The sequence below is a fragment of the Streptomyces cynarae genome (genome assembly GCF_025642135.1).
Classification (GTDB): domain Bacteria; phylum Actinomycetota; class Actinomycetes; order Streptomycetales; family Streptomycetaceae; genus Streptomyces; species Streptomyces cynarae.
In genome coordinates this window covers 7,531,099-7,551,281 of the sequence record NZ_CP106793.1, presented here as the reverse complement: position 1 = coordinate 7,551,281, position 20,183 = coordinate 7,531,099, and the positions used below count along the sequence as shown (strand labels likewise).

18 protein-coding genes are annotated in these 20,183 nt (G+C 72.7%); 12 read left to right on the top strand and 6 right to left on the bottom strand.

Annotated elements, in window-relative coordinates:
* The first annotated feature begins 65 nt into the window (after positions 1-65).
* Complete coding sequence (locus N8I84_RS34030; protein ID WP_263233319.1) at positions 66-1,136, top strand: ATP-dependent DNA ligase; 1,071 nt, start codon at positions 66-68, stop codon at positions 1,134-1,136.
* Between the two features lie 243 nt (positions 1,137-1,379).
* On the opposite strand, the gene N8I84_RS34025 is transcribed toward N8I84_RS34030, so the two are convergent.
* Both N8I84_RS34025 and N8I84_RS34020 read right to left on the bottom strand, forming a co-directional pair.
* Positions 1,380-1,712 (bottom strand): hypothetical protein, encoded by a 333-nt coding sequence (locus N8I84_RS34025; RefSeq protein WP_263233318.1) that lies wholly within the window; start codon positions 1,710-1,712, stop codon positions 1,380-1,382.
* 176 nt (positions 1,713-1,888) lie between these two features.
* Positions 1,889-2,353, bottom strand: coding sequence for a MarR family winged helix-turn-helix transcriptional regulator (locus N8I84_RS34020; protein ID WP_263233317.1), 465 nt, complete (start codon positions 2,351-2,353; stop codon positions 1,889-1,891).
* A gap of 223 nt (positions 2,354-2,576) precedes the next feature.
* Between N8I84_RS34020 and N8I84_RS34015 the strand changes: the two genes are divergently transcribed.
* The 8 genes from N8I84_RS34015 (at position 2,577) to N8I84_RS33980 (ending at position 9,954) form a co-directional block, all read left to right on the top strand.
* Positions 2,577-3,359: a CoA transferase subunit A gene (locus N8I84_RS34015; protein WP_263233316.1), complete on the top strand. Its 783-nt coding sequence runs from the start codon at positions 2,577-2,579 to the stop codon at positions 3,357-3,359.
* On the top strand, positions 3,359-4,003 hold the full coding sequence (locus N8I84_RS34010; protein ID WP_263233315.1) for a CoA transferase subunit B: 645 nt from the start codon (positions 3,359-3,361) through the stop codon (positions 4,001-4,003). The genes N8I84_RS34015 and N8I84_RS34010 overlap by 1 nt, the downstream gene beginning before the upstream one ends.
* Positions 4,000-5,241: a thiolase family protein gene (locus tag N8I84_RS34005; RefSeq protein WP_263233314.1), complete on the top strand. Its 1,242-nt coding sequence runs from the start codon at positions 4,000-4,002 to the stop codon at positions 5,239-5,241. The genes N8I84_RS34010 and N8I84_RS34005 overlap by 4 nt, the downstream gene beginning before the upstream one ends.
* Positions 5,242-5,260: 19 nt before the next feature.
* Complete coding sequence (pcaH, locus tag N8I84_RS34000; protein ID WP_263233313.1) at positions 5,261-6,034, top strand: protocatechuate 3,4-dioxygenase subunit beta; 774 nt, start codon at positions 5,261-5,263, stop codon at positions 6,032-6,034.
* 6 nt (positions 6,035-6,040) lie between these two features.
* Positions 6,041-6,646 carry a protocatechuate 3,4-dioxygenase subunit alpha gene (pcaG, locus tag N8I84_RS33995; RefSeq protein WP_263233312.1) on the top strand — a complete coding sequence of 202 codons (606 nt, stop codon included), beginning with the start codon at positions 6,041-6,043 and terminating at the stop codon, positions 6,644-6,646.
* Positions 6,643-7,974, top strand: a complete 1,332-nt coding sequence (gene pcaB / locus N8I84_RS33990; protein WP_263233311.1) for a 3-carboxy-cis,cis-muconate cycloisomerase — start codon at positions 6,643-6,645, stop codon at positions 7,972-7,974. Before pcaG ends, pcaB begins: the two co-directional genes overlap by 4 nt.
* Complete coding sequence (gene pcaDC, locus N8I84_RS33985; RefSeq protein WP_263233310.1) at positions 7,971-9,098, top strand: bifunctional 3-oxoadipate enol-lactonase/4-carboxymuconolactone decarboxylase PcaDC; 1,128 nt, start codon at positions 7,971-7,973, stop codon at positions 9,096-9,098. Before pcaB ends, pcaDC begins: the two co-directional genes overlap by 4 nt.
* A 64-nt stretch (positions 9,099-9,162) precedes the next feature.
* Positions 9,163-9,954, top strand: a complete 792-nt coding sequence (locus tag N8I84_RS33980) for an SDR family NAD(P)-dependent oxidoreductase (protein ID WP_263233309.1) — start codon at positions 9,163-9,165, stop codon at positions 9,952-9,954.
* A gap of 61 nt (positions 9,955-10,015) precedes the next feature.
* Here the strand turns inward: N8I84_RS33980 and N8I84_RS33975 are convergent, their stop codons facing one another.
* Complete coding sequence (locus N8I84_RS33975) at positions 10,016-12,700, bottom strand: ATP-binding protein (protein ID WP_263233308.1); 2,685 nt, start codon at positions 12,698-12,700, stop codon at positions 10,016-10,018.
* Between the two features lie 423 nt (positions 12,701-13,123).
* On the opposite strand from N8I84_RS33975, the gene N8I84_RS33970 reads away from it, so the two are divergent.
* Positions 13,124-14,173, top strand: coding sequence for a DUF2510 domain-containing protein (locus tag N8I84_RS33970; RefSeq protein ID WP_263233307.1), 1,050 nt, complete (start codon positions 13,124-13,126; stop codon positions 14,171-14,173).
* Between the two features lie 175 nt (positions 14,174-14,348).
* Here N8I84_RS33970 and N8I84_RS33965 read toward each other — a convergent pair whose 3' ends face one another.
* Positions 14,349-14,963: a TetR/AcrR family transcriptional regulator gene (locus tag N8I84_RS33965; RefSeq protein WP_263233306.1), complete on the bottom strand. Its 615-nt coding sequence runs from the start codon at positions 14,961-14,963 to the stop codon at positions 14,349-14,351.
* Positions 14,964-15,166: 203 nt separating this feature from the next.
* On the opposite strand from N8I84_RS33965, the gene N8I84_RS33960 reads away from it, so the two are divergent.
* Positions 15,167-15,994, top strand: coding sequence for a phosphatase PAP2 family protein (locus N8I84_RS33960; protein ID WP_263233305.1), 828 nt, complete (start codon positions 15,167-15,169; stop codon positions 15,992-15,994).
* Positions 15,991-16,938, top strand: a complete 948-nt coding sequence (locus N8I84_RS33955; protein ID WP_263233304.1) for a DMT family protein — start codon at positions 15,991-15,993, stop codon at positions 16,936-16,938. Before N8I84_RS33960 ends, N8I84_RS33955 begins: the two co-directional genes overlap by 4 nt.
* A gap of 67 nt (positions 16,939-17,005) precedes the next feature.
* Here N8I84_RS33955 and N8I84_RS33950 read toward each other — a convergent pair whose 3' ends face one another.
* Together N8I84_RS33950 and N8I84_RS33945 are read right to left on the bottom strand one after the other, a co-directional pair.
* A complete protein-coding gene (locus N8I84_RS33950) occupies positions 17,006-17,977 on the bottom strand; it encodes a phospholipid scramblase-related protein (protein ID WP_263233303.1) in 972 nt (323 codons plus the stop codon).
* 53 nt (positions 17,978-18,030) lie between these two features.
* The gene (locus tag N8I84_RS33945; RefSeq protein ID WP_263233302.1) at positions 18,031-20,082 is read right to left on the bottom strand and encodes a phosphocholine-specific phospholipase C; all 2,052 of its coding nucleotides are present in this window, start codon (positions 20,080-20,082) and stop codon (positions 18,031-18,033) included.
* Positions 20,083-20,183: the final 101 nt, after the last annotated feature.

Sequence of the window (20,183 nt, the reverse complement as noted above, 5' to 3'; positions counted from 1 at the left end):
GTAGGCGTCCGCCCCCCTCCTCGCACACCGGGCGAACCGCCTCGCCGGGCAGCAGAATCGAAGGCATGGACCTGCCGGTGATGCCCCCTGTGAAGCCGATGCTCGCCAAGCCCGTGGCGGCGATCCCGCCCGACATGCAGTACGAGGCCAAGTGGGACGGCTTCAGGGCCATCGTGTTCCGCGACGGTGTGGAGGTCGAGCTGGGCAGCCGCACGGGGAAGCCACTGACCAGGTATTTCCCCGAGCTGGTGGAGGCGCTGCGGGAGCGGTTGCCCGAGCGGTGCGTGGTGGACGGGGAGATCGTGATCGCGCGGGAGGGCCGCCTGGACTTCGACGCGCTGACGGAACGGATCCATCCGGCGGACTCGCGGGTGCGGATGCTGGCGCAGAAGACCCCGGCGTCGTTCGTGGCGTTCGATCTGCTGGCGCTGGACGACGACTCGCTGCTCGACGTTCCGCTGGGTCAGCGGCGCGCCCTGTTGGAGCGGGCGCTGTCCGGAGTGCGGCCGCCCGTCCACCTGGCTCCGGCGACGACGGACCGCGCGGTGGCCGAGCAGTGGTTCGAGCAGTACGAGGGCGCTGGCCTGGACGGGGTGATCGCCAAGCCGCTCTCCCTGCCGTACCGGCCGGACGAACGCGTGATGTTCAAGGTCAAGCACGAGCGCACGGCGGACGTCGTGGTGGCGGGCTACCGCTTCCACAAGAGCGGCCCGGTCGTGGGGTCGCTGCTGCTCGGGCTGTACGACGACCGGGGCGCGCTCCAGCACGTGGGGGTGTCGGCCGCGTTCCCGATGAAGCAGCGGGAGCGGCTGGTGGAGGAGCTGGAGCCGCTGCGGATGGACGATGTCGCCGGGCATCCCTGGGCGGCCTGGTCGGACGAGGAGGCGCACGAGACGGCCCGGCTGCCGGGGGCGCCGAGCCGCTGGTCGGGGAAGAAGGACCTGTCATGGGTGCCGCTGCGGCCCGAGCGGGTGGCGGAGGTGGCGTACGACCACATGGAGAACGGCGAGCGCTTCCGGCACACGGCGCGTTTCCGCCGCTGGCGCCCGGACCGCATCCCCGAGAGCTGTACGTACGCGCAGTTGCAGGAACCGGTGCGCTACGACCTCGCGGAGATCCTCGGCGTCCGGGACTGACCTCCGGCCGACGCTGAACCTCCGGCGGACGCCGGACTCCGCGGCGGACGCCGACCCCCGCGGACGGCACTCGCGGACTTGGACGCGGCGGGTGCGGATGACGACCGCCGACGGGTGCGGATGACGAGCGCCGGAGGGTGCGATGACACCCGACGGCGGGGCCGGGTGCGATGACACCCGTCGGCGGGGGCGGGGCGGGTGCGTGCCGGTGCCTCCCGCCCGCGCGTGAGGGACTGTCCCCGTCTACGCCCTGCGCCCCAGCCGGCGTTCGATCGCCGCTCCCGCCTCCCTGCGGTCGGGGGCGAGCGCTTGGCGGGCCTCCTCGGGCGAGCCGAACCCCAGAGCGGCCGCGATCGCCTCCCAGGCGACGCCGCCCATGAGCAGCGCCTCCACCGCGGCACCGACGGCGACGCCCGCCTCATGGCGGGCCCGGTCCAGTTCGGTGAGGGTGCGCAGCAGGTCGGGTGCCGTCGCGGCGTCCGCGAGGCCGCTCTGGGCCGCGTGCCGTGCCTGGTCGGCGGTGACCCACCAGTCCGCGGAGGTGTGCGGGGGACGGGTGGCGAGGGTCCGGTCCACGGTGATGCCGCCTTCCTTCGCAGGTACGCGTCTGGGGTGCCGCGGGGCACCCAAGTCTAGGTCCGCAGGTCCGGAATGCGGTGGTCACCGTCCGCTGAACGGACCAGCGGGGCCGCGCCCGGGCCGCCCTCCGGGCGGGGACCGGCCACGTTCCTCCGACTCCTCGGAGTGTGGGGTCAGGCCTTGGCCGCGAGGGGTTCCGCCGGGTTGCGCAGGTCCTCGGCGGCGTCCGCGACACGCCGGATGAGGTCGAGGAAGAGGGTCTGTTCCTCGGATGTGAGCGGGGCCAGGAAGACCTGGTTCATCCGGGCCGTGCGCACGGTCAGCTTGCGGTGCGTCCGCACACCGTCCTCCGTCAGGCGCAGCAGGAAGCGGCGGCCGTCCTGCGGGTCGCGGACCTTGTCGAGGAGGCCCCGCCGGCCGAGCCGGCTGATCACCTCGGCGATCGTGGACCGGTCGAGGCCCACCCGCTCCCCAACCGTGCGCTGGTCGAGGCCCGGCTCGGCGACGAGCGCGTTCAGGACCGCGAACTGCGGCGAGGTGATCTCCTCCGAGACCATCGTGTTCCACAGCAGGTAGTGCGCCTGCTGCAGCCGCCGGGCCAGGTGCCCGGGGTGGGCGGAGAGATCCACCGCGGCCATGAGCGCTCCTCAGCGTCCGTCCGTCATGCTTCGGCCATTCCATCGGTGCACTGAACAATACCGCCTGCTCCCACCTAGGCCCATGGCGCGCATGTGCTGATCTCGCTGGACTCTTGACGACTCAAGCGTCGGGTGGCAGCGTGAGTGAGACCTCACAGAAATAGTCAGTGCGCTGAGTAATTCGGTGGTCCTCGTGGTTTCGAAGACGGATGGGGCTTGACGGATGGACAAGGTGGTCGCCACGGCCCTGGAGGCGGTGGCCGACGTGCCGGACGGCGCGTCGCTGGCGGTGGGCGGGTTCGGGCTGAGCGGTGTGCCGAACGCGTTGATCCAGGCGCTCCACGAGCGCGGGGTCAGCGGCCTGAGCGTCGTCTCCAACAACTGCGGGGCGATGGAGTCCGGTCTCGCGGTCCTGCTGGCCGCCGGACGGATCGCCCGGGTGACCGGCTCCTACATCGGGGGGAACAAGGAGTTCGCCCGCCAGTACCTGGCCGGGGAGATCGAGGTCGAGATGATCCCGCAGGGCACGCTGGCCGAGCGGCTGCGGGCGGGCGGGGCCGGGATCCCCGCGTTCTACACCCCGGCGGGTGTGGGGACGCAGGTCGCCGAGGGCGGGCTGCCATGGCGGTACGACGGGCAGGGCGGGGTCGCTCTGGCCTCTCCGCCCAAGGAGGTCCGGGAGTTCGACGGCACCGAGTACGTGCTGGAGCGCGGCATCCGCACCGACTTCGCGCTGGTGCGGGCGGCGAAGGGCGACCGGCACGGGAACCTCGTCTTCAACAAGTCCTCCCGCAACTTCAACCCCCTGGCGGCCATGGCCGGCGACGTCACGATCGCCGAGGTGGAGGAGCTGGTGGAGCCGGGAGAGATCGAACCGGACGCCGTCCATCTGCCGGGGATCTTCGTGCAGCGGGTCGTCGCGCTCACGCGCGAGCAGGCCGCGGACAAGAAGATCGAGCGGCGCACGGTCTCCGCGCCCGAGGCCCGAGGAACGGTGAGCGCGTGATGGCGTGGACGCGTGAGGAGATGGCGGCCCGCGCGGCGCGCGAACTGAAGGACGGGCAGTACGTCAACCTCGGCATCGGGCTGCCGACCCTGATCCCCAACCACCTGCCCGAGGGTGTGGAGGTGGTCCTGGAGTCGGAGAACGGCATCCTGGGCACCGGCCCGTATCCCCCCGAGGACGAGGTCGACCCGGACCTGATCAACGCGGGCAAGGAGACGGTCACGGTCCTCCCCGGCGCCGCCTTCTTCGACTCGGCGCTGTCGTTCTCCATGATCCGCGGCGGGCACATCGACGTCGCCGTGCTGGGCGCCATGCAGGTCTCGGCGAAGGGCGACCTGGCGAACTGGGCGATCCCCGGAAAGCTGATCACGGGGATCGGCGGGGCGATGGACCTGGTGCACGGCGCCCGCACCGTCATCGTCGTGATGACCCACACCGCGAAGGACGGCAGCCCGAAGATCCTGAAGGAGTGCGCGCTGCCGCTCACCGGCAAGGCCTGCGTCGACCGGATCATCACCGACCTCGGCGTCCTCGACGTCACCGACGACGGCCTGGTCCTCGTCGAGACCGCCCCCGGCGTGAGTGTCGAGGAGATCACCGCCAAGACCGACGCCCCGCTGACCGCCGCGGAGGAACGCAAGTGAAGACCGTCTACGTCGTCGACGCGGTCCGCACCCCGATCGGCCGCTACAACGGCGGCCTCGCGGGCGTCCGCCCGGACGACCTGGCCGCCCACGTCATCCGCGAACTACTGGTCCGCACGCCCGATTTGGACCCGTCCCGCATCGAGGACGTCTACTTCGGCAACGCCAACGGCGCGGGCGAGGAGAACCGCAACGTCGGCCGCATGGCCGCCCTGCTGGCCGGTCTGCCCACCTCCGTGCCCGGCGTCACCGTCAACCGGCTGTGCGCCTCCGGCCTGGAGGCCGTGATCCAGGCCGCCCGCGCCATCGCCGTCGGGGACGCCTCGATCGCGCTGGCGGGTGGCGTGGAGTCCATGACCCGCGCCCCCTATGTACTGCCCAAGAGCGGCAGGCCGTTCCCTGCCGCCCACACGGAGCTGTACTCCACCACGCTGGGCTGGCGCATGGTGAACCCGGAGATGGACCCGCAGTGGACCATCCCCCTCGGCGAGAGCGCGGAGCTGATCGCCGACAAGCACAAGATCAGCCGCGAGCAGCAGGACGAGTTCGCCCTGCACAGCCACCAGAAGGCCGCCAGGGCACAGCAGCAAGGCCTGTTCGACGCCGAACTCGCCCCCGTCACCGTCCCGCAGCGCAAGGGTGACCCGCAGGTCCTCGCCGCCGACGAGTGCGTACGCCCGGACGCCTCCCTGGCGGCGATGGCCAGGCTCAAGCCGTCCTTCCGCACCGCGAGCGAAGCGAGATGGGGGTCCCCCCGGCCGGAGGCTGGGGGAGGCACCGTGACCGCGGGCAACGCCTCCCCGCTCAACGACGGCGCCGCCGCCCTGCTGCTGGCCGACGAGGAGGGCCTGCAGGCCATCGGCCGCGAGCCGCTCGCCCGGGTCTCGGCGACCGGTGTGTCGGCAATCGACCCTCAGTACTTCGGCCTCGCCCCCGTCGAGGCGGTGGGCCGCGCCCTGGCCAAGGCGGGCAGGAGTTTCGACGACCTGTCGGTCCTCGAACTCAACGAGGCCTTCGCCGCCCAGGTCCTCGGCTGCCTCGCCGAATGGCCAGAGTTCGACCCGGCGATCCTCAACCCGCAGGGCGGCGCCATCGCCGTCGGCCACCCGCTCGGCGCCTCCGGTGCCCGTCTCGCCGGCACCGTCGCCCACCAGCTCGCCCGCCGGGGCTCCGGCACCGGCGTCGCCACCCTGTGCGTCGGCGTCGGCCAGGGCCTCGCCCTCGTCCTCGAACGCTAAGGAAGCGTTAGGAACCCCCATGGCTCTCACTCAGCAGGACATCGACCTCGAGATCGCGGCCGAGCACGCCGCCTATGAGAAGCGGGTCGCCGACGGCGGCCCCGTCGAGCACCACCCGCGCCGCGACTACGCGCCGTACCGCTCCTCGGTGCTGCGCCACCCGAAGCAGCCGCCGGTCACCATCGACGTCAGCAAGGACCCGGAGCTGGTGGAGCTGTCCTCCCCGGCCTTCGGCGAGCGGGACATCACGGAGATCGACAACGACCTCACCCGGCACCACCGGGGCGAACCCGTCGGGGAGCGGATCACCGTCTCGGGCCGCCTCCTCGACCGCGACGGACGTCCGATCCGCGGCCAGCTCGTCGAGATCTGGCAGGCGAACGCGGCGGGCCGGTACGCGCACCAGCGCGAGCAGCACGACGCGCCGCTCGACCCGAACTTCACGGGCGTCGGCCGCACCCTCACGGACGACGACGGCTTCTACCGCTTCACCACCATCCAGCCGGGCCCGTACCCGTGGCGCAATCACGTCAACGCCTGGCGGCCGGCCCACATCCACTTCTCGCTGTTCGGCACGGCGTTCACGCAGCGGCTCGTGACGCAGATGTACTTCCCGAACGACCCGCTGTTCCTCTACGACCCGATCCTGCAGTCCGTGACGGACGACGCCGCCCGGCAGCGGCTGGTCGCGACGTACGACCACAGCCTGTCGGTGCCGGAGTTCTCGCTCGGCTACCACTGGGACATCGTGCTCGACGGCCCGCACGCCACCTGGATCGAGGAAGGACGCTGACCTGCCATGACGAGGATCGACACGAGCAGGCCGGAGAGCGTGCCGCCCACCCCGTCGCACACGGTCGGCCCCTTCTACGGGTACGCGCTGCCGTTCCCGGGCGGCGGTGACATCGCGCCGGTCGGCCACCCCGACACGATCACCCTCCAGGGGTACGTCCTGGACGGCGAGGGCAACCCGCTGCCGGACGCCTTCGTGGAGCTGTGGGGCCCGGACCCGGAGGGCACGGTCCCGACCACCGACGGCTCGATCCGGCGCGACCCGGCGACCGGCGGCTACCTGGGCCGCAACGGGGTCGAGTTCACCGGCTGGGGCCGCGTCCAGACCGATGCCAACGGCCACTGGTACGCCCGTACGCTGCGGCCGGGCGCCCGCGGGCGCAGCGCCCCGTACATCAGCGCCTGTGTGTTCGCGCGCGGTCTGCTGATGCACCTGTTCACGCGGATCTACCTCCCCGGGGACGAGGCGGCTCTCGCCGCGGACCCGCTGCTCGCCCAGCTGGAGCCGGAGCGTCGCGACACGCTGATCGCGGTGGACGGGGGCAACGGCACGTACCGTTTCGACATCCGCCTTCAGGGCGAAGGCGAGACGGTCTTCCTGGAGTTCCGGTGACCTCTGAAGAGTCCGGCACCGGCCTGCTCGCCCCCGGGTGGGCCGGCTCCCCCGCCGCGTCCGCGACGAGCGACACCGCATATCTGCGGGCGCTGCTGGACGCGGAGTCGGCCCTGACCCGGGTGCAGGCCGGACTGGGGCTCGTTCCCGAGGAGGCGGCCACGGCGGTGGCCGCGGCGGCCCGGTCCGGTCGCTTCGACGTCCGGGACATCGCACTGCGGGCCAGGGACGGCGGCAACCCCGTGATCCCGCTCGTCGCCGACCTGACCGAGGCGGCCGGAGAGGAGTACGGGCCGTACGTCCACCGGGGCGCCACCAGCCAGGACATCCTGGACACGGCGACGATGCTGGTCGCCGTGCGCACGCTGGACCCGGTGCTGGCCGATCTGGAGCGCACGCAGGAGGCGCTGGCCCGGCTCGCCGCCCGCCACCGGGACACGGTGCTGCCCGGGCGGACGCTCACCCAGCACGCGGTGCCGACGACATTCGGGCTGAAGGCGGCCGGCTGGCGGTCACTGGCGCTGGACGCCCGGGACCGGCTACGGGCCGTGCGCGACGGGCTGCCCGCTCAACTGGGTGGTGCGGCGGGCACGCTGGCCGCGTTCACCGCATACGGTGCCGAGGATCCGACGGCGCTCGTGACCGCGTACGCACGGGAACTAGGCCTGTGCGCACCCGAGTTGCCCTGGCACACCCTGCGCACCCCCATCGCCGACCTCGCGGGCGCGCTCGCTTTCACGGCCGGGGCGCTCGGCAAGACGGCCACGGACGTCCTCACGCTCTCGCGTACCGAGATCGCCGAGGTCGCCGAGGGCGCGGGCGGCGGCTCCTCGGCGATGCCGCACAAGGCGAACCCGGTTCGGGCGACGCTGATCGCCGCGGCTGCCCGGCGGGCACCGCAGCTCGCGGCCACCCTCTACGGGTCACTGGCCGCCGAGGACGAACGCCCGGCCGGAGCCTGGCACGCCGAGTGGGAGCCGCTGCGCGATCTGCTGCGGCTGGTGGGCGGCGCCGCGCACGACGCCGTGCACTTGACCGAAGGCCTCCGGGTGGACGCGGACGCCATGCGGGAACACCTCGGCCTCACCCACGGGTTGATCGTCTCCGAGCGGCTGGCGGCCCGGCTGGCGCCCGTGCTGGGCCGCGCCCGCGCCAAGGAGCTGCTCACCGAGGCCGCCCGGCGGGCCCGCACCGAGGGCCGCACGCTCGCCGAACTCCTCGCCGAATACATCGAGTTGACGGACATCGACCTCGACGCCCTGACCGACCCGGCCCAGTACACCGGCTCCGCGGGAGCCCTCACCGACCGTGCTCTGGAGCGCTCGTGACCGACAAGCTGCTGCACCACCGCATCGAGGGTCCCGCCACCGCTCCCCCGCTGATACTCGGCCCCTCGCTCGGCACCTCGTACGCCCTGTGGGACCCGGTGGCACCGGAATTGTCGGTCACCCACCGGGTGATCCGCTGGGACCTGCCCGGCCACGGAGGCTCGGCCCCGGACCTCATCGGGCCGGGCGCGACGGTCGGCGACCTCGCCGAACTGGTCCTGGCGCTCGCGGACTCGCTGGGCGTCGACCGGTTCGCGTACGCCGGCGTGTCACTCGGCGGCGCGGTGGGGCTGCACCTCGCCGTGCACCACCCCGAGCGGATCTCGTCACTGGCCGTGATCTGCTCCTCCGCCCACTTCAACGGCTCCAAGCCGTGGGAGGAACGCGCCGCCCTGGTACGCCGCGAGGGGCCGGCACCGGTCGCCGCGACGGCCGACTCCCGCTGGTTCACGGCCGGGTTCACCGTGCCCCGGCTGGTGCAGGACCACCGGGACGCGGATCCGGACGCGTACGCCGCCTGCTGCGACGCGCTCGCCGCGTTCGACATCCGTGACCGGCTGGCATCGATCACCGCACGGACGTTGTTGATCGCGGGCCGCCAGGACCCGGCGACGCCGCCCGCGCATCTGCGGGAGATCGCCGACGCGGTGCCCGGCTCCGCGCTGGTCGAGATCCCGGGCGCCTCGCACCTGGCGCCCGCGCAGTGCCCGAAGGCCGTCCTGGCGGCACTGCGCACGCACCTGACCGGAGCGCCGGAGCGCGGCATGGAGGTGCGCCGCCAGGTCCTGGGCGACGCCCACGTGGACCGGGCTCAGGCGCGCCAGACCCCCTTCACCGCGCGCTTCCAGGACTTCATCTCCCGTTACGCCTGGGGTGAGATCTGGACCGACCCGACGCTGTCCCGCCGCGAACGCAGCATGATCACGCTGACGGCACTGGTCGCCCACGGTCACCACGAGGAGCTGGCCATGCACGTTCGGGCGGCCCGGCGCAACGGTCTGACACCGGAGGAGATCGGCGCGGTGCTGCTGCAGACCGCCGTCTACTGCGGAGTGCCGGCGGCGAACTCGGCGTTCGCGGTGGCACAGCGGGTGCTCGCGGAGGAGGAGGCCGCCGGAGGGTGACCCTGCTGGTCGTAGCTTCAGCAGCACCCCTCACAGCCCGCCCGCGCGTGCCTAGGGTGGAAGCATGTCGACTGTTCTCATCACCGGTGCCACCTCCGGACTCGGCCGGTACGTCGCCTTCGAACTGGCCCGTTCCGGACACGTGGTCCTCGCCCACGGGCGCGACGCCGGCCGCACCGACCGGCTCGTCGCGGAGTTGCGCACCGAGGGCGAGGCGCACGGCTTCGTCGCCGACCTCGCCTCGCTGGCCGAGGTGCGCCGGCTCGGCGACGAGGTCGCAGCGGCGCACCCCGGGCTGGACGTCCTGATCAACAACGCGGGGGTGGGCGGCGGCGCGCGTGGCTCCGGGCGCGAGGTCAGCGCCGACGGCCACGAACTGCGGCTCGCGGTCAACTACCTGGCACCGGTCGCCCTCACCCGCGCCTTGCTGCCGGTGCTGCGGCAGAACACCCCCGCCAGGATCGTCAACGTGGGCTCGGCGGGCCAGGAGCCCGTGGACTTCGACGACCCGGAGCTGACCCGCGGCTACAGCGGCGTCTCGGCGTACTGCCGCAGCAAATTCGCCCTGGCCGCGCACACGTTCACGCTGGCGGAGGAGCTCCGGGGCACGGGCGTGTCGGTGAACGTCCTGCACCCCGCGACCTACATGGACACGGCGATGGTCCGCGAGGCCGGGGTCACTCCCTGGAACACGGTGGCGGACGGGGCGGCGGGGGTGCTGGTGCCGGCGACGCAGGAGGTGGGCAGCGGCGGCTACTTCGACGGGACCAGTCCTTCACGGGCGCATGAGAGGGCGTACGACCGGGAGGTACGCAAGCGCCTGGAAGCGGTCACGGATCAACTACTGGCCCTCTAGGGCCTGTTGCGAACGTCCCGCGTGGGCCGTGACGCCCGGCACGCCCGCAAGGGGCGCGCGGTCACGGTGCTCCGACGGCCTCCAACGCGTCCCGGGCCCGGACGGCCAACCCGTCCGCCCCGCAGGACTCCGCCAGCGAAAGCCCCCGTTCGAGTTCGGGCACCGACCTCGTGGCGATCCCGTACTCGACCAGCGCGGCGGCGTGTTCGTACTGGCAGGGTGAGGCCTCGAGGTACGCCACCGCCTGCCCGGCCAGGCGCACCGCACGCTGCCCGGTCTCCAGCGCGGCAGCCACCCGCAGGGCCTCGCCGATGGCTGTGTCGGTGCCCAGGAGCTCGGCCTGCCGGCGGGCAAGAGCGGCCAGATCCGCCGCACGCCGCGGATCGTCGGCGGCCAGTGCCCGCGCCAGGTCCCCCGCCCAGGGGGCCAGCACCGGGTTGTGGCCGCGCCCCGCGCACGCCTTCTCCGCGGCCTCCAGCTCGCCCACGGCCTCCTCGGTCCGCCCGACGGCGAGAAGCAGCCGGCCGCGCACGGAACGGGTGTCGGGCAGCACGATCGTGGACGGGTACGGAGGTGCGAAACCGTACCGCTCGGCGAGGGACCAGGCCTCCTCGACGTGCCCGCGGGCGAGCAGCGTGTCGACGAGGCCGCAGGTCGCCGACCAGTACAGGGGCAGCCCGCGCCCGACGCGCTCGGCGAGGCGCAGCGACTCGCGCAGGGAGGTCTCCGCGTCCCGGAGCCGACCGCGCCTGCGGTGCGCGAGTCCGACGTAGGCGTGGGCCAGGGAGAGATGACCACCGCTCCAGCCGGCGGACTCGTATGCGCGCAGGCCCTCGGTGAACAGGCTCTCGGCCCGGTCGAGCCGGTCGCTGTAGGCGTACGCGCTGCCCAGCATGAGCAGCAGTTCGATGCCCCACTCGGTGTCGGTCCAGCCGAATCCCGGGGCGAGGCGGCCGTTGACGAGGGCCCGGTCGCACACTTCCACGACCTCTTCGGCGTTCTCGCCGTGGGTCATCGCGTCGAAGCCGCGCAGGATGAGCAGGGCGCGCTCGGAGTTGTCCCTGCCGGTGCAGGTGCGGGCGAGTTCGGCCAGCTCGCGGGAGCGTGCCGGGGAGTCCTCCTCGGCCGCGTGGATGCTCTCCCACATGTAGTGGACGGCCTGCAGACGCATCCGGGAGGGGCCCGGTTCCAGACGGGCGGCCTCCTCGTCGACGGTGCGGATGGCGTCGTCGAGCTGGTCGTTGTGCAGCAGGGCCTGGGACAGGCGGTGGACGGCATCCACCCGGTCGTCGCCTTCCAGGCCCGGCAGGGCCAGGGCGGCCTGGAGGTAGTCGATGGTGGTGGCCGGTGCGGTCAGCAGCGTGGCGCAGCCCAGTTCGTAGAGCACGTACGGGTGGGCCTCGGGCGTCGGCGGTTCGGCCAGGGCGCGCTCCAGGCAGCGGCGGGCCGCTTCGGGGGCGCCGACGGCGAGGTGTTCGCGCGCCGCCTCCCGCATCTGCTCGACCAGTTCCTCGTCGTCGTCCGGGTGGACTTCGAGGAGGTGGCGGGAGGCGGCCGCCGCGCCGAGCCCGGAGTCGGTGACGACCCGCGCGGCGATGCCGTGCATGGCGGTACGCAGGCCGTCGGGGATCGAGCGGTAGACGGCACTGGCGATCAGCGGGTGGACGAACTCCAGCTCAGCGCCGTCCGTCCGGCGGCCCGCTACACCCGGTGCGGTCAGGATGCGGGCCGCGCTGAGCAGTTCGGCGCAGCGGGCGGCCTCCTCGGGGCGCATGGTGGCGAGCTCGGCCACCAGGTCCAGGGTGATGCCGGTGCCGAGGATGGCCGCGGCCCAGGCGAACCGGGTGGCGTCGATGCCGAGGCCCTCCAGGCGGGCGACGAGGCCGTTGCCGCGGGCCGAGCGGTTCAGGTCGCGCAGCTCGGCGCACGAGGCCTCGACCGGGTCGAGCCGGCTGTCCTGCACCTTGGCGAGCAGTTCCACGGTCTCGTACGGGTTGCCGCCGGTCACGGCCCACACCTCGCGGCAGAACGGGGCGTCGGCGTGCGCGCCGACGGTGGCCCGGGTGAGTCCGGCGGTCGCCTCGGGGGTGAGCGCGCTGAGGGTGCTGACCGGGCGACGGGCGGCCGCGGTGATCGCGTCGAGGTGCCGGGCGCCCTCGCCGGACGCCTCGCCGGGGCGCAGGGCCACCACGAGGAGCACGCGCAGGTCGGCGAGGCGTTCGCAGCAGGCGGCCAGCCAGTGCAGGGTCTCCTGGTCGGCCCAGTGGGCGTCGTCGACGATCAGGACCAGCGGCCACTCCCGCCGGGCGAGCCGGGAGACGACCTCGACCAGTCCGTCGCACACGCCCTGCGGGTCGGCCTGCCGCTCTCCGGGGTCCGCTATGCCGAGGGCGGGGCCCGCGACCTCGTACCAGTCGCCCAGGTACTCCCGCGCCTCCTGAGGCATCAGGGACAGGAGCACGGGCTGGAGCAGTTGTCGTACGACGTTGAAGGGCACGGACGTGACGGTCTCGCCGCCGCGCGCCCACCAGACCGCGCAGCCGCGCTCGTCCGCGATGCGGCGTGTCTCGGCGAGGAGGGCGGTCTTGCCGATGCCGGCCTCCCCGCTGAACACCAGCAGACTCCCCGACTCCGAGGGCGACGCGTCGTCGCAGAGCGCGTCGACCGCCTCGGTGATGACGGTCAGCTCCGCGTCGCGTTCCCACAGGGAAGCCGAGGCGGCCGCGCCGGGCCGTGCCTCCGTCATCCCGGTACCTCCCCAGGTCGCCCAAACGACGTACGGACATCGAGCCTAGCCGTCCCCGTGCCCCGGTGGAGGGACGTCGGGGCACCTGTTGCCGTGACGGGTGACGCGAGGCACCCCGGGGCGACGCGATCCGGCGCCGACCAGCCGCGGCGCGGGTAATAGGACGTCAAAGTCCGTGCGGAGCAAGCGCATTCTCCCTCAAGTGCAATCTCCACCCTCGCGGCGACGGCCTGGTTCCGGCGTGTACGTGGTGCCGTGCGGCAGCTCCGAGTCCGGCACGACGGACCCGCGGCGCCGCGGGCCGGCCGGGCCGATCGGCAGTCGTCGGGCAGTCGGGCAGTCGGGCAGTCGACTCACCGTGGGCCGGGTGCCCAGGTCGGGCGCTCTCATCTGCCTTTCACTCCCGCCTCATACCGTGGGGGCATGACGCAGGTGACTCCTCCCGGGTGGTACCCCGACCCGGGGCAGACAAGTGACGGGCCCGCCACCGAGCGGTGGTGGGACGGCAAGGCGTGGACGGACCGGGTCCGCCCCGTGGACGCGGGCGCCTCGTGGGGTCCTCCGGAGCAGCCGCCGGTCGCCGGCGCGTATCCGGGCGAGCCGTTCGCCGCCGCCCCCTACCCCGGTGCCGCGCCCGCTCGGGCGCGGCACGGTGTGCGGACCGGGATAGCCGTGGCGGCGGCGATCGTGGTGCTGGCGGGCATAGGCGGCGGTGTCTACGCGCTCACGGCGCAGGACGGCGCGAGCGGCCGCTCCGCGGGTGCTCAGGGTCCGGGCGGCCCGGGCGGCTTCGGTGGCCAAGAAGGCCAGGGCGGTCAGGGCGGCCAAGGTGGTCAGGGCGATCCGTTCGGGGGGCAGGGCGGGCCCTTCGGCGGTGGTTCCGGGGGTTCGGGCGGTCAGACGCCCGCGCCCGGTCGGTCCGGGCAGCCGGGGACCGAGGACGGGTACGCCGCCGACCCGTTCAACGGCATCAGCATCCCGGTGCCCGCCGGGTGGACCGGCCAGACCGTCGAGGGCGGGGCGGCCGTCCAGTCGAACGACACCTACAAGTGCCCCGGTGACGCCTCGAAGACCTGCAACACCGGCGGGGCCTACTCGGCCTCCGCCGAGCAGCAGGGGCTGACGGCCACGACCGCTCGGGCGGCGGCCCAGCAGGACATCGCCAAGAACGCCGAGGAGTCCTACGGCGGCACGTCCTACGGCGGGATCACCTCGCACCAGGTGCTGGCCTCGGAGGCGGTGACCGTGGCCGGGCAGAACGGCTACATGGTCCGCTGGAAGGCGGTCACGGCTAAGGGCACGGACGGCTATGTCGAGTCGCTGGTCTTCCCGTCGCCCGCAGACTCCCGGCAGCTCGTCGTCGTACGCTTCGGCCTCGACGCCGGGTCCGGCGGGCCCAAGCCGTCCGTCCTGGACCAGATCACCAAGGGCATCAAGGAGTCGTCGGCGGGCGGCACCGGACAGAAGGTCTAGGGGTCCGTCCGAAGACGAAACACTCTTGCCGCCCCGGCCGATGCGATGCGGCCGGGCGGGGCTCCCCTCCGCTCTGGAGGAGCCCCGCCCGGCCGGGGATGCGCGCCGCCCCCGTCCCCACGGTGCGGCGCGGTCGGGCCGACGTCCGGTCATCCCACGGACGGCGACCCGGTCCTCAGGTGAGTCCCAGCGACGGGAGCACCACGGCCTCGACGAAGCGCGTGAGGTACTCCTCGTCCGCGTACTCCCCCTCCAGGAGGGGGCGGACCCGCAGCACGCCCAGCACTTGTGCGGGGACGTACTCCAGCGCCGGATGGCCGGCGGGCACCTCCTCGCGCTCCACACCACGCCGGACGATCTCCTGCAACGCCCTGACCTCGGGCTCGACCAGTGCTTCGCGCAGCGCCCGCGCGAGCTCCGGGTCCTGCATCGCGGCGTGGCCGAGGGCCTGGTGGAGCTTGGTGTCCCGGCGCGACCACTCGGCCGCGGCCCGCGCCACTGCGCGCAGGTCCCCGGCGAGCGAACCGGTGTCGACGCCCGCGAACCGCGGGCAGCGACTGGCCCTCAGGGCGGCGGCCACGAACTGCGGCTTCGTCTTCCACTGCCGGTACAGCGTCGACTTGCTGCATCGGGTGACGGCCGCGACGCCCTCCATGGTGACCGCGTCGTAGCCGCATTCGCGGATCTGCTCCAGCACGGCGTCGAAGAACTCCTGCTCGCGCTCCGGCGTGAGCTTGGAGCGGCGCGAGGCGGCCGCCGACTGCGGTACCTCCGCTGCCTGCGACGTCATGGCTTCTGCTCCTCGGTCGTGGTGCCGGCCGCGTGGGCCGCTTCACACCAGTGTATCGAGACGCCAGTGTACCGGTACGCGAGCGTATCGGTACACTGGCGTATCGATGAGCCTTGGACAGGACCCACTCCTCTGTCGAGTGGGTCCCCTCCTGGGCTCACCACACACCACCCCACACGTACTGTCAGCAAAGGGGGGCGGGGATGGATTCCCGCACCGAGCCCGAAGGGGAAGGGGCAGCCGCGATACACCGGCCGCCCCTCGTCCGCGAGCTCCTTCTCGTCGCCGGGCTCTTCCTGGTCTACAAGTTCGGCCGGCAGCTCGCGAACGGCCACACCGCGGAGGCGTTCCACAACGCGCACCGCGTCTGGGACTGGGAGCGCGCGCTGCGGCTGCCCGGCGAGGGCGCCGTGCAGTCCGCACTGCTGCACGGCGACACCCTCGTCCGCACCGCGAACCTCTACTACGTGGCCGTGCACTTCACGGCCACCGCGGCGTTCCTGGTGTGGCTGTACCTGCGGCGGCCGGACCACTACCTGTGGGCCCGCCGGATCCTCGCTCTGGTCACCGGCGCGGCGCTGGCGCTGCACCTCACGTTTCCGCTCGCCCCGCCGCGAATGCTCCACATGGCGCACCTGGTGGACACCGGGCAGCTGTACGGGCCGACGGTGTACGGGGCCGAGCCCGCGACCGACTCGATGGCGAACCAGTTCGCCGCCATGCCCTCGCTGCACTTCGGCTGGGCGCTGATGGTCGCGGTCGGCCTGATCGCGGCGACCCGGTCCCGGTGGCGGTGGCTGTGGCTGCTGCATCCGCTGGTGACGCTGCTCGTGATCGTCGGTACGGCGAACCACTACTGGCTCGACGCGGTCGTGGCGACGGTCCTGCTGGGCATCGCTCTGGCCGTGGTCCCGAGCCCGTCGGCGAAGCCGCAGCGAATCGCCCCGGCGGTGCGGCGCGCGGTGCCGTCGGCGAGGTCCGCGGAGGCCAGGACCGCCGACGGCCACGGCCTGGTGGGGGCCGGGCGATGAGCGCCGCCGTCCTCGCGATCGTCCTGTCCCTGTTCTCCGCGGTCGCGTACGCGGCGGCCGCCGTGGCTCAGGAGCGACTCGCCGCCCGGGAGAGCGGGACGGGTGTGGTCCGGCTGCTGGCGTGCGGCGCCTGGTGGTGGTCGGTCGCACTGAACGCCTCCGCCGCGCTGCTGCACGTCGCCGCTCTCAAGTTCGGTCCGCTGACGCTGGTGCAGCCGCTCGGCGCGCTCACCCTGGTGGCCGCGGTGCCGCTGGGGGCGCGGGCGGCGGGGCGCCGGGTCCGCGCGGTGGAGTGGCGGGGCACGGCCCTGACGCTGCTCGGTCTGGCAGCGCTGCTGGTGACGGCGTCCGGGCCGGAGCCGGACGAGGTGCTGAGCCTGCCCGAGGCGCTGGCGGTGGCCGGGGCGACCACCGCCGTGATCGGCGTGCTCTCCCGGCCGGGCGCCCGCCCCGGGCTTCGGCACGCGACCGCTTCGGGCTTCGCGTCCGGTGTCGCCTCGGCGCTCACCCAGACCGTGACGGTGGCGGCGACGGACCGCTCCGAAGCGCCGCTGAGCGCGCACGTCGTCGTGGTGGCGCTGCTGGTGGCGCTGTTCGCGACGGCCGGTCTGCTGCTGTCGCAGACCGCGTACCGGGACGGCCTCGGCGCTCCGCTCGCGCTCGTCACCCTCGCCAACCCGGTCGCGGCGGCGGTCATCGGTCTCAGTCTGCTGGGCGAACGCCTCCAGGGCGGCGCGGCAGGTCTGCTCCTCGCGGCGGCGGGCGCGGGCCTGGCGTCCTGGGGCGTGGTGACGCTGGCGCGGTCCGGCCCCGCTGCCCTCGCCCCGGTCGACGACGACCACCCGGTCGCCGCGGTGCTGGCTCTGGAGCCCGGGCCGGCCCCCTTCGAGCCGTCCTTGCCCGCTCAGCGGCCGGCCGCGCCGGAGCACCTGACCACCCTGTGAACACGCCGGTGGCCGGCACTGTACGTACGTGCCGGCCACCGCCGTTTTCCGTCTTCTCTCCCGCGGCTCAGCCGAGACCGCGGGAGTCCTGCTTCAGCGCCGTGTCCACGGTCAGTGCGGTCGCCACCACCAGGCTCAGCAGCGGCTCGGGCAGTTGGTAGTGGATCTGCAGGACGTAGTTGTCCGCGGTCGTGAACATGGTCTTCGCCAGGCCCTCCCAGGTCTTGGTGATCCGGGCGACCTCGTTCTCGGCGTGGTCGACGATCGCGAAGTTCCAGGCGCGCCAGTTCTCCGCCTTGATCGCGCCGACCTGCCGGCCGTCCGCGTTCATCGCGAAGTGGATCTTCCCGATCATGTTCTGCTGGACGATCTCGCCCACGACCTGACCGTCCGGGCGCTCCACCACCACCCGCGACTTGAAGACCTTCGCGGGCCGGGTCAGCACCAGCTGCGGCTGCCCGTAGCTGTCGCGGATCTCCAGCTTGTGGGTCATGAACTGGTCGAGACTGGAGACGAAGCGCACCGCCTTCTTCAGCGCGCTCTGCCCGACCTCCGTGACCGATCCGATCTGGTTGCCGTTCTGGTCGAAGACGCTGTACTCGTTCGTCAGCTCGATCAGCTTGGCCTTCTGGTTCACGACCAGCACCGGTTCGGTGAACAGCGTGCCGCCGCCGGGGCCGCTCGGCGCGACCCCGGCCTGCTGCTGCACCTGGTGCTGGACGCGCTGATCGTGGGCCGCGGCCTGGTGACCGTAGGGCTGCTGACCATGGGGCTGCTGACCGTAAGGCTGCTGGCCATAGGGCTGCTGACCATGGGGCTGCTGACCACGGGGCTGCTGACCGTAAGGCTGCTGGCCGTATCCCTGCGGACCCTGCGCCTGCTGCGCGGGCACCTGCTGCGGCGCCTGCTGCGCGGCCTGTGCCTGCTGCTCGGCGTGGGTGTGCTGCGTCCACTGCGAGCCGTCCCAGTAGCGCAGCGTGTGCGGTGCGCCGTGGGGATCGGGGTACCAGCCTGCAGGCGTGTTCGAATGCGTGGTCACCGGGGCACACTACCGCGAGCCGGCCGGAAAACCACGGACACCGGATCCTCCCGTCATTCCGTCACGATCGCGGGGTCGCTCACACCCGGCCGCCCGTTCTCCACGTGCCCGGCGAAGCGGCGCAGGAAGGACGGGTCGGCGTCGGAGGTGACGGTGAGGTCGTACCAGCGCCTGCTCGACCCGAGGTCGACGGTGTGCTTCACCGTGGCACCGGGGCGCACCGTGACCGTCTGCGGGCGGCCGCCGTAGCCGCTCGTGACCTTCAACTTCACCGTGCCGGAACCCTTGTTGGTGAACGTCAGCGCGAGGTCGTCACCGGTGTGCCGGGCGGTGACCTCGGGACCGGCGGCCTTGCCATGGCCCTCGAAGACGCGCAGGGAGCCGTTCGGGCCGTGCACGGTCAGATCGTAGGAACCGCCGGAGTACGCCGAGTTCCAGGTGTCCGAGACCGACGTGCCGGCCTCGGTGGTGTAGTTCCAGGGGCCGTCGGTGCGGTTGCCGGAGGTGACCAGGAAGGCGGCACCGGCGTGCGCGCCGGAGGCGAAGGTCAGGGTGAACGTCCCGGCCGCGGTGTCCGCCGAACCGTCCACGGACGGCGCGTACTTCAGCGGGCGGGTGGGTCGCAGGCCGCGCTCCTGCTTGGGCAGGGTTCCGTCGGCGGGCGGGGTCGGCACATAGTCGGGGTGGCGGTCCCGGTCCGGCGGCTGGTAGCCGTCGGTGGACGGCAGCGCTACCGGCTCGGTGTCCTTGCGGGAGAAGTCGAAGGCGGAGGTCAGGTCGCCGGATATGGCGCGCCGCCAGGGCGAGATGTTCGGCTCGTGCACACCGAAGCGGCGCTCCATGAACCGGATGACGGAGGTGTGGTCGAGCGTCTCGGAGCAGACGTAGCCGCCCTTGCTCCACGGGGAGACGACCAGCATCGGCACGCGCTGCCCGAGCCCGTAGGCGCCGGCGACGTGGCCGCCGTCGCCCTTGAAGAGGTCCGGTCCCACGTCGACGGTGGACCTGCCCTGCGCGGCGGAGGCGGGCGGGATGGGGGGTATCAGGTGGTCGAAGAAGCCGTCGTTCTCGTCGTAGGTGATGAACAGGGCCGTCTTCGCCCACACCGCCGGGTCGGAGGTGAGCGCGTCGAGGACCTGTGAGATGTACCAGGCGCCGTAGTTGGCGGGCCAGTTGGGGTGCTCCGTGAAGGCCTCGGGGGCGACGATCCAGGATATCTGCGGCAGCTCGCCGGACTTCACGTCGGCCTTGAGCTGGTCGAAGAAGCCCTCGCCCTTGCGGGCGTCGGTGCCGGTGCGGGCCTTGTCGTAGAGCGGGTCGCCGGGCTTCGCGTTCTGGTACTGGGTGAAGTAGAGCAGCGAGTTGTCGCCGTAGTTGCCGCGGTAGGCGTCCTGGATCCAGCCCCAGGAGCCGTTCGCGTCGAGGCCGTCGCCGACGTCCTGGTAGATCTTCCAGGAGACCCCCGCCTTCTCCAGGCGCTCGGGGTAGGTGGTCCAGCTGTAGCCGGCCTCGTCGTTGCCGAGGACCGGGCCGCCGCCCTGGCCGTCGTTGCCGGTGTAGCCCGTCCACATGTAGTAGCGGTTCGGGTCGGTGGAGCCGATGAACGAGCAGTGGTACGCGTCGCAGATGGTGAACGCGTCGGCGAGCGCGTAGTGGAAGGGGATGTCCTCACGCGTCAAGTACGCCATGGTCGTGGAGCCCTTGGACGGCACCCACTTGTCGTACTTGCCCCCGTCGAAGGCGGCGTGCCCGTCGTTCCAGCCGTGCGGCAGGTCCTGGATGAAGGCGAGGCCCAGGTCGTCGGCGTCGGGGTGGAACGGCAGGATGTCCTTGGTGCCGTCCGACTGGTGCCAGACCGTCTTGCCGTTCTGCAGGGTCACCGGGCGCGGGTCACCGAAGCCGCGGACGCCTCTGAGGGTGCCGAAGTAGTGGTCGAAGGAACGGTTCTCCTGCATCAGGACGACGATGTGCTCGACGTCCTCGATGGTGCCGGAACGGTGGTTGGCGGGCAGGGCCGCGGCGCGCTCGATGCTGCTGGAGAGGGCGGTGAACGCGGCGGTGCCGCCCGCGAGTTGGAGGAATCGGCGCCGATTCACTTCAGGCATGACGGGGGGACCTCTTGTCCTGACGGGGCGCGATACGCCCAATGGTGAGGGAACCTGCGCGAAGGGAGTGTTCCAGGAGCACCGAACGTCAGGAAAGGGTG

What these genes read in the sequence shown, in the direction of transcription:
- N8I84_RS34010 (WP_263233315.1), top strand. Translation starts at nt 3,359, where the DNA reads ATGGCGTGGACGCGTGAGGAGATGGCGGCCCGCGCGGCGCGCGAACTG.
- N8I84_RS33970 (WP_263233307.1), top strand. Translation starts at nt 13,124, where the DNA reads ATGACGCAGGTGACTCCTCCCGGGTGGTACCCCGACCCGGGGCAGACA.
- N8I84_RS33975 (WP_263233308.1), bottom strand. Translation starts at nt 12,700, where the DNA reads ATGACGGAGGCACGGCCCGGCGCGGCCGCCTCGGCTTCCCTGTGGGAA.
- N8I84_RS33965 (WP_263233306.1), bottom strand. Translation starts at nt 14,963, where the DNA reads ATGACGTCGCAGGCAGCGGAGGTACCGCAGTCGGCGGCCGCCTCGCGC.
- N8I84_RS34020 (WP_263233317.1), bottom strand. Translation starts at nt 2,353, where the DNA reads ATGGCCGCGGTGGATCTCTCCGCCCACCCCGGGCACCTGGCCCGGCGG.
- N8I84_RS33980 (WP_263233309.1), top strand. Translation starts at nt 9,163, where the DNA reads ATGTCGACTGTTCTCATCACCGGTGCCACCTCCGGACTCGGCCGGTAC.
- N8I84_RS34015 (WP_263233316.1), top strand. Translation starts at nt 2,577, where the DNA reads ATGGACAAGGTGGTCGCCACGGCCCTGGAGGCGGTGGCCGACGTGCCG.
- N8I84_RS33960 (WP_263233305.1), top strand. Translation starts at nt 15,167, where the DNA reads ATGGATTCCCGCACCGAGCCCGAAGGGGAAGGGGCAGCCGCGATACAC.
- N8I84_RS33945 (WP_263233302.1), bottom strand. Translation starts at nt 20,082, where the DNA reads ATGCCTGAAGTGAATCGGCGCCGATTCCTCCAACTCGCGGGCGGCACC.
- N8I84_RS33955 (WP_263233304.1), top strand. Translation starts at nt 15,991, where the DNA reads ATGAGCGCCGCCGTCCTCGCGATCGTCCTGTCCCTGTTCTCCGCGGTC.
- N8I84_RS34030 (WP_263233319.1), top strand. Translation starts at nt 66, where the DNA reads ATGGACCTGCCGGTGATGCCCCCTGTGAAGCCGATGCTCGCCAAGCCC.
- pcaH (WP_263233313.1), top strand. Translation starts at nt 5,261, where the DNA reads ATGGCTCTCACTCAGCAGGACATCGACCTCGAGATCGCGGCCGAGCAC.
- pcaG (WP_263233312.1), top strand. Translation starts at nt 6,041, where the DNA reads ATGACGAGGATCGACACGAGCAGGCCGGAGAGCGTGCCGCCCACCCCG.